Annotated in this window: 10 protein-coding genes; 9 read left to right on the forward strand and 1 reads right to left on the reverse strand. The window is 60.1% G+C overall.

All coding sequences use genetic code 11. The features are described from left to right. Positions 1-81 precede the first annotated feature (81 nt). From bchZ to H147_RS21235, 9 genes are all read left to right on the forward strand, one after another. Complete coding sequence (gene bchZ, locus H147_RS0105845; RefSeq protein ID WP_019954419.1) at positions 82-1,542, forward strand: chlorophyllide a reductase subunit Z; 1,461 nt, start codon at positions 82-84, stop codon at positions 1,540-1,542. Next, positions 1,539-1,763 carry a cytochrome PufQ gene (pufQ, locus tag H147_RS0105850; protein WP_019954420.1) on the forward strand — a complete coding sequence of 75 codons (225 nt, stop codon included), beginning with the start codon at positions 1,539-1,541 and terminating at the stop codon, positions 1,761-1,763. Before bchZ ends, pufQ begins: the two co-directional genes overlap by 4 nt. Before the next feature lie 147 nt (positions 1,764-1,910). Further along, entirely contained in the window at positions 1,911-2,066 is a 156-nt protein-coding gene (pufB, locus tag H147_RS0105855) for a light-harvesting antenna LH1, beta subunit (RefSeq protein WP_007206413.1), read from the forward strand. A 17-nt stretch (positions 2,067-2,083) separates the two neighbouring features. Further along, a complete protein-coding gene (pufA, locus tag H147_RS0105860; RefSeq protein WP_019954421.1) occupies positions 2,084-2,239 on the forward strand; it encodes a light-harvesting antenna LH1, alpha subunit in 156 nt (51 codons plus the stop codon). Between the two features lie 123 nt (positions 2,240-2,362). Beyond that, entirely contained in the window at positions 2,363-3,193 is an 831-nt protein-coding gene (pufL, locus tag H147_RS0105865) for a photosynthetic reaction center subunit L (RefSeq protein WP_019954422.1), read from the forward strand. 13 nt (positions 3,194-3,206) lie between these two features. Beyond that, positions 3,207-4,133 carry a photosynthetic reaction center subunit M gene (gene pufM, locus H147_RS0105870; RefSeq protein WP_019954423.1) on the forward strand — a complete coding sequence of 309 codons (927 nt, stop codon included), beginning with the start codon at positions 3,207-3,209 and terminating at the stop codon, positions 4,131-4,133. 11 nt (positions 4,134-4,144) lie between these two features. After that, complete coding sequence (gene pufX / locus H147_RS0105875) at positions 4,145-4,369, forward strand: RC-LH1 core complex protein PufX (RefSeq protein WP_110570925.1); 225 nt, start codon at positions 4,145-4,147, stop codon at positions 4,367-4,369. A gap of 180 nt (positions 4,370-4,549) precedes the next feature. Then, on the forward strand, positions 4,550-6,484 hold the full coding sequence (gene dxs / locus H147_RS19395) for a 1-deoxy-D-xylulose-5-phosphate synthase (RefSeq protein WP_019954425.1): 1,935 nt from the start codon (positions 4,550-4,552) through the stop codon (positions 6,482-6,484). Between the two features lie 668 nt (positions 6,485-7,152). Beyond that, entirely contained in the window at positions 7,153-7,326 is a 174-nt protein-coding gene (locus H147_RS21235) for a hypothetical protein (protein WP_211216515.1), read from the forward strand. 67 nt (positions 7,327-7,393) lie between these two features. Here H147_RS21235 and H147_RS0105895 read toward each other — a convergent pair. Further along, the coding region (locus H147_RS0105895; RefSeq protein WP_019954428.1) for an ATP-binding protein at positions 7,394-7,593 on the reverse strand (200 nt) is incomplete at its 5' end.

Raw genomic sequence — 7,593 nt, forward strand, 5'->3', positions numbered from 1 at the left:
GCTTGTGGCATATGTTGGAGGGGGCGCTGCCCCCGCTTCGCTCCCCCGGGATATTTGGGCTCGGAAGATGGGGGGCCTGTCATGCTGATCATGGATCATGACCGGGCGGGCGGCTATTGGGGTGCTGTTTATGCGTTCTGTGCCGTCAAAGGGTTGCAGGTCGTCATCGACGGGCCTGTCGGGTGTGAAAACCTCCCGGTGACGTCGGTGTTGCATTACACCGATGGTTTGCCGCCGCATGAATTGCCGATTGTGGTAACGGGTCTGGGCGAGACCGAGATGGGCGAAGGCACCGAGGCTGCGATGAAACGCGCCTGGGAGGTGCTTGATCCGGCGCTGCCCGCCGTGGTCGTCACAGGGTCGATTGCCGAGATGATCGGTGGTGGCGTGACGCCCCAAGGCACCAATATCCAGCGGTTCCTGCCGCGCACGATTGACGAAGATCAATGGGAAGCCGCCGACCGCGCGATGACATGGATCTTCACCGAATTCGGCATGACCAAGGGCCGGATGCCGCCTGAAAAGAAGCGGATCGAAGGCGATGCGCCCCGCGTCAATATCCTTGGGCCGATGTATGGCGCGTTTAACATGCCGTCCGATCTGGCCGAGATCCGGCGCCTGATCGAAGGCATCGGTGCCGAGGTGAATATGGTGATGCCTTTGGGTGCCCATGTGGCCGAGATGCGCAATCTGGTGAATGCGGATGTGAATATCTGCATGTACCGCGAATTCGGACGCGGCTTGTGCGAGGTCCTGGGCAAGCCCTATCTGCAAGCGCCGTTCGGGATTGATTCCACCACAAAGTTCCTGCGCAAGCTGGGCGAATTGACGGGGCTGGACCCCGAGCCGTTCATCGAGCGCGAGAAACATTCGACCATCAAACCCGTCTGGGATCTGTGGCGGTCGGTCACGCAGGATTTCTTTGCCACGGCGGAATTCGCGATTGTCGCGAACGAAACCTATGCCCGTGGCATCCGGCATTATCTGGAAGGTGATCTGGGCTTTCCCTGCGCCTTTGCCGTCGCACGTTGCCGCGGCAAGAAGACCAACAACGACGAAGTCCGCGCGATGCTGCATAGCAAACGCCCACTAATCGTCATGGGGTCGATCAATGAAAAGATGTATCTGGCCGAAATGAAGGCCGGACATGGGCCAAGCCCCGTGTTCATCCCCGCCAGTTTCCCCGGTGCCGCGATAAGGCGCGCCACGGGCACGCCCTTCATGGGCTATGCCGGTGCGACCTATGTGCTGCAAGAGGTGTGCAATGGCTTGTTCGATGCCTTGTTCCATATCCTGCCGCTTGGCACCGACATGGACAGAACCGACGCCACCCTGACGCCTTTGCGCCGTGATTTCCCGTGGGACGCGGATGCGCAGGCCAAGCTCGACGAGATCGTGGCGACACACCCGATCCTCACACGTATTTCCGCCGCCAAGTCCCTGCGCGATGCCGCAGAGCGGGCGGCGCTCGACGCCGGCAACGACAGGGTCGTGCTGGAGACCGTCGAAACACTGCAACCATCCTCGGGAGGACGCAAATGACCGATTTCACCACAGACGCACCGATTGCACGGGCGCGGCACACGGCCCCGAAACGGGAATATTACGCGTATTTCGCGCTGATCTTTGTGGCGACCCTGCCGCTGGCGATCCTGACATGGGTGCTGTTCGCGGCACGCCGGATGGAATTGCCGGAACATGGCCCGATCGCCAAGGCCTGGACCCAGGCGCGCATCATCACGCCGCATATCTTCAACGCATGAAGACGCGGCACGACATTTGTCCTGAAAAGGACATCAAGACATTCGTCATTCCCCCCCGGGATGACGGATTGGGGCAGAGGACAAGCTTCTGTCGTAACCCGGCCGCGGGGGCTGCGCGGCGTCAGTATTCTATTTTGGAGACAAAACATGGCTGACAAATCCGACCTGTCCTTCACAGGTCTCACTGATGAGCAAGCGCAAGAGCTGCACTCAGTCTATATGAGCGGGTTTACGATCTTCACGATCGTGGCCGTCGTCGCGCATATTCTGACGTACATCAAGCTGCCTTGGTTCAACTGGTAAGAAGAGGAACATATCAAATGGCACAGTTCTACAAGATCTGGCTGGTTTTCGACCCTCGCCGCGTTTTCGTGGCACAGGGCGTATTCCTGTTCCTGCTGGCAGCGATGATTCACCTCGTCCTGCTGAGCAACGAAAGCACAAACTGGTTCCAGCTGGCCTTTGGCGGCATGTAATCCGTTTTTCGCATAACATCGCTACGGGCGGGACTTTGATCCGCCCGCGGCAAACATCGACATCGACGATCACAGGGCGCACCCGAACGGGGATGCAGGGCCTGTATTATATGGAGTAGGAAGATGGCACAGCTCAGCTTCGAAAGAAAATACCGGGTCCGTGGCGGGACATTGGTAGGCGGAGATCTGTTCGACTTTTGGGTGGGGCCATTTTATGTTGGCTTCTTCGGGGTCACGACGTTCTTTTTCGCCGTCCTTGGGACAATCTTGATTTTTTATGGGGCCAGCCAAGGCCCGACATGGAATCCGTGGCTGATCTCGATCGATCCGCCGCCACTTGAATACGGCCTTGGTGCCGCACCTTTGCTGGAAGGCGGATTGTGGCAGATCATCACGATCTGCGCGGTCGGCGCGTTCCTCAGCTGGATGATGCGCGAGGTTGAAATCTGTCGCAAACTGGGCATCGGGTATCATGTGCCTTTTGCCTTCGGTGTCGCGATCTTTGCCTATGTCACGCTGGTCATCATCCGTCCGGTGCTGTTGGGGGCCTGGGGACATGCGTTTCCATATGGCATTTTCAGCCACCTCGATTGGGTGAACAACGTGGGCTATGCCTATGGCAACTTCCACTACAATCCGGCGCATATGGTCGCGATCAGTTTCTTCTGGATCACGACGCTGGCGCTGGCGCTGCACGGGTCGCTTGTTCTGTCTGCCGTCAATCCCGGCAAGGGCAAGACCATCGGCACGCCCGAACATGAAGACACCTATTTCCGCGATCTGATCGGCTATTCGATCGGGCCACTCGGCATTCACCGGCTGGGCCTGTTCCTTGCGCTGATGGCCGGTTTCTGGAGCGCAGTCTGTATCGTGATCTCGGGCACCATCTGGTTCCAGGAATGGATCGTCTGGTGGGACTGGTACTATGAACTGCCTTGGTGGGTAGACCTGTAGGAGGGTATGAAAAATGGCTGAATATCAAAATATCTTCACGCAAGTCCAAGTCCAGGGCCCTGCCGAACTTGGTGTGGTCGCCGACGCGGATACGATGCGCGAACGGACAAAAGGGACACGGTTCTCGACCTTGTTCGGTGTGTTCGGAAATGCCCAGATCGGGCCTGTCCACCTGGGATCCACCGGCATGGTCGCCGTGATCGGCTTTGCGGCCTGGTTCTTCATCATCGGGATGAATTTCTGGGCGCAGGTCGGGTATAGCCCGGGATTGTTCTTGCGTGACCTGTTCTGGCTGTCGCTTGAACCACCGGGACCGGAATACGGGTTGGGCTTTGCGCCCTTGGCCGATGGCGGATGGTGGCTGATCGCCAGCTTCTTCTTTCTGATCGGCTGCTGCGCATGGTGGCTCCACACCTACCAGCGCGCCAAAGCGCTCGGGATGGGGCTGCATGTGGCCTATGCCTTTGCCGCACTGCTGTGGCTGATCTTCGTGCTGGGTCTGATCCGGCCCATCCTGATGGGGTCATGGAGCGAGGCTGTGCCTTACGGCGTCTTCTCGCACCTTGACTGGACGAACCTGTTCTCGATCACCCACGGTAACCTGTTCTACAACCCGTTCCACGCGCTTTCGATCGTGTTCCTTTACGGGTCGGTGCTGCTGTTCGCGATGCACGGCGCGACGATCCTTGCTGTCAGCCGCTTTGGTGGCGAACGCGAGATCGAACAGATCGTGGATCGTGGCACGGCATCAGAACGGGCGGCATTGTTCTGGCGCTGGACCATGGGCTTCAATGCCACGATGGAAGGTATCCATCGCTGGGCCTGGTGGTTTGCGGTCCTGACGCCACTGACAGGTGGCATCGGAATCCTGCTGTCCGGGACTGTCGTTGACAACTGGTTTGTCTGGGCACAAATCCACGGCTATGCGCCAGTAAACTGAGGAGAGAGATGATGAAAGAAGACAACATCCTCGACATGAACAACAAGAGCAGGCTGACCGCCGACATCACGTTTCTGATGCTCAAAGGTGCGGGTTATGCGGCTGTTGTGGTTGTGGCGATCTGGTTCCTGATCGCGGCTTTCGCGGCAATCGGCCGGGCCTTGCCCGAGGAAAGCCGCGACACGCCGGACCCGATCAACCGGGCCGCGCCGATGGAACAAACGGTCGCTGACTGACACACCATTGGATCAGGCATAGCGCGACGCCTTGCCTGATCCTTCGCCGTCGGATCACCCTTCCCTGGTCGGTCCGTCGTTGGGGTCTTGGCCCCAGTTCCCTTCCTGTTGGCTACAGGAGACTAGCGTCGCAAGCGGGCTACCCCACTTGCGACGCTTTTTTATTGCAAAGGTGACGTCATGACGAACCGCCCCCATACCCCGTTTCTCGACAGTGTCGCAGGCCCCGCCGATCTGCGCCGGATGAGCGATGCCGCCTTGGCAGGCCTCGCCGATGATGTGCGGGCAGAGGTCATCTCGGCCGTTTCCGAAACGGGTGGCCATCTGGGATCGTCGCTGGGTGTGGTCGAACTGACCGTCGCGATCCACGCCGTGTTCGATACGCCGCGTGACAAGCTGATCTTTGACGTCGGCCATCAATGCTATCCGCACAAGGTGCTGACAGGCCGCCGCGACCGTATCCGCACCCTGCGCCAGGAAGGCGGGTTGTCCGGGTTCACCAAACGCGCCGAAAGCGAATTTGACCCCTTTGGCGCCGCCCATTCCAGTACGTCGATTTCCGCGGCCCTCGGGTTCACGGTCGGGCGCGATCTGGGCATGCCGACAGGCGATGCCATTGCCGTGATCGGCGACGGGTCGATCAGCGCGGGCATGGCCTATGAGGCGATGAACAATGCAGGCTCCGAAGGCCGCCGCCTGTTCGTGATCCTGAACGACAATGAAATGTCCATCGCCCCGCCGGTCGGCGCGATGTCGAAATACCTGTCGGGGCTTTATGCATCCCCCTTGGGTGATCTGCACAAGATGGCCGAAGGATTCGAATCCGTCCTGCCCGGCCCGATCCGCGACCATGCCCGCCGCGCGCGGCAACTGGTGACGGGCGTGCAATCGGGCAATGCGGGCACCCTGTTCGAAAGCCTTGGCTTTTCCTATATCGGCCCGATCGACGGGCACGACATGTCCCAGCTTTTGCCGGTGCTGCGCGCCGCCAAGACCCGTGCCACCGGCCCCGTGCTGATCCACGTCTGCACGGTAAAGGGCAAAGGCTATGCCCCCGCCGAACAAAGCGCGGACAAGTATCACGGCGTGTCGAAGTTCAACGTCGCGAGCGGCGAACAGGCCAAATCGCGCGCCAATGCGCCCAGCTATACCAAAGTGTTCGGCACCGCCCTGACCGTTGAGGCACAGCACGATCCCAGCATCGTCGCTGTCACCGCCGCGATGCCATCGGGCACCGGCGTCGACATCATGGGCCAGCGGTTCCGCAACCGGGTGTTCGATGTGGGCATCGCCGAACAGCATGGCGTCACCTTTGCCGCTGGCATGGCGGCAAGCGGGCTGAAACCGTTCTGCGCGATCTATTCGACCTTTCTGCAACGCGGCTATGACCAGATCGTGCATGATGTGGCGCTTCAGAACCTGCCCGTGCGCTTTGCCATCGACCGTGCGGGTCTGGTCGGTGCCGACGGGCCGACACATGCGGGGTCTTTCGATATCGGCTATTTGTCCGCCCTGCCCAACATGGTCGTCATGGCCGCAGGCGATGAACTGGAATTGATGCATATGGTCCGCACGGCGGCGGCCTATGACGCTGGCCCCATCGCGTTCCGATATCCGCGTGGCGAAGGCGTCGGGCTGGAACTGCCCGAACGCGGCGAGATCATCGAGATCGGCAAGGGCCGTATCGTGCAGGAAGGCAGCGACATCGCGATCCTGTCCTTTGGCGCGCATCTGGATGAATGCCGCAAGGCCGCGCGCCAGTTGGAAACCCAGGGCTTGTCCGTGACCATCGCCGACGCCCGTTTCGCCAAGCCGCTGGACCGGGCGCTGATCCGGCAATTGCTGCGCCATCACAAAGCGCTGGTCACGGTTGAACAGGGCGCGCAGGGTGGATTCGGTGCGATGGTCTTGCATGATCTGGCCAATGACGGGCTACTGGACGGGCGCTGTCAGGTCCGCACGATGACGTTGCCCGACCGCTATATCGACCACGCTGCCCCTGACGTCATGTATGCCGAGGCGGGGCTGACCGCCGTCGATATCGCCGCGACCGCCATGCAGGCGGCCAACCAAGGCTTGCGCAAAGTCAGCCGTGCGGTGACAGACGCGGGCTGACACAAGGCATCGACCCGACCACGAAACGGGGGGGTGGCGGTTGAATCGTTCACGCCTGCACGATTGCGGCTTTAGACAGCAGACAGACCATCGAACAAAGCGGGGCACCGTCGCGTGTCAGCAAATCTGCAAAAATCCTGCCTTCATGCCGCGCGCCGGCAACCAATCACCGTCGGTGTGCTGAGCTGCCAATCCGTCGCTTGATGCACTTGTCCGCATGCACGTTTGACGGTAGTAGCCTGACAGATCGCTTCGCGCTGGCGGTATGGAAAAGCAATGTCAAGCACAACCACGACCCGCATGTTCGGATCGATGCAAGGTATTGGACAGTGGACAAGAAGGCCCCAGACGATCGCGCAAAACGGCCTGAGCTTGCAGAACTGCAAGATGCAGGCGCGCCGCAGACAGCCGGGACAGCAGCTCGGGACACGGGGCCTGATGACACGCACCGCCCCAGCCCCGACGTGGCTGCGCGGCCGGACGCAGTGACAGGCAACAAGAAACCCGCTGGGTCTGTCTCCTCGCGCGCGCGCCGCAATCGCGCAAGATCTTTCTACGCCACTGTTGAGTTCTGGCTTTTGCACATCTTGTCAAAGGCCAGTCCCCCGTTGCCCGCGCATGTGGCAAGGCGCTTTGCCCGCTCCGCGGCAAAACGAGACCCGCAGTATATGGTGATGTTTCCTGACGGTCGGGCAACATCGGCACGTGCCTATGCAGTCGTTCGTCAGGAATGGGCGCGCCAGCACAAAAATCAGACCGGACGCATCGCCTCTGTCGTGCGAGAGCTGCAAAATGGTCCTCTGATCTCGGTCATCGTGCCGGTATTCGACCCCGAGTGTTGATTGTCACTGAGAACTGACCCGGCATTTTCATCGAGATCTGACCCACCCAGTCGTTATGATCTGCGTATTATGATGGCGTCAATGGTGGTGTCTCCTTTCGCTTTTTCTTGGCTGTTTCGGAGCTGGCCTTGAAGCGGTAGCTGTCATTGCCGGTTTCGAGGATGTGGCAGCGATGGGTGAGACGGTCGAGCAGTGCCGTGGTCATTTTGGCATCGCCAAAGACGCTGGCCCATTCGCTGAAGCTCAGGTTGGTGGTGATGATGACGC

The sequence above is a fragment of the Yoonia vestfoldensis DSM 16212 genome (genome assembly GCF_000382265.1).
GTDB classification, from domain to species: Bacteria; Pseudomonadota; Alphaproteobacteria; order Rhodobacterales; family Rhodobacteraceae; genus Yoonia; species Yoonia vestfoldensis.

What these genes read in the sequence shown, in the direction of transcription:
- pufM (WP_019954423.1), top strand. Translation starts at nt 3,207, where the DNA reads ATGGCTGAATATCAAAATATCTTCACGCAAGTCCAAGTCCAGGGCCCT.
- H147_RS21235 (WP_211216515.1), top strand. Translation starts at nt 7,153, where the DNA reads ATGGTGATGTTTCCTGACGGTCGGGCAACATCGGCACGTGCCTATGCA.
- bchZ (WP_019954419.1), top strand. Translation starts at nt 82, where the DNA reads ATGCTGATCATGGATCATGACCGGGCGGGCGGCTATTGGGGTGCTGTT.
- pufA (WP_019954421.1), top strand. Translation starts at nt 2,084, where the DNA reads ATGGCACAGTTCTACAAGATCTGGCTGGTTTTCGACCCTCGCCGCGTT.
- pufQ (WP_019954420.1), top strand. Translation starts at nt 1,539, where the DNA reads ATGACCGATTTCACCACAGACGCACCGATTGCACGGGCGCGGCACACG.
- dxs (WP_019954425.1), top strand. Translation starts at nt 4,550, where the DNA reads ATGACGAACCGCCCCCATACCCCGTTTCTCGACAGTGTCGCAGGCCCC.
- pufL (WP_019954422.1), top strand. Translation starts at nt 2,363, where the DNA reads ATGGCACAGCTCAGCTTCGAAAGAAAATACCGGGTCCGTGGCGGGACA.
- pufX (WP_110570925.1), top strand. Translation starts at nt 4,145, where the DNA reads ATGAAAGAAGACAACATCCTCGACATGAACAACAAGAGCAGGCTGACC.
- pufB (WP_007206413.1), top strand. Translation starts at nt 1,911, where the DNA reads ATGGCTGACAAATCCGACCTGTCCTTCACAGGTCTCACTGATGAGCAA.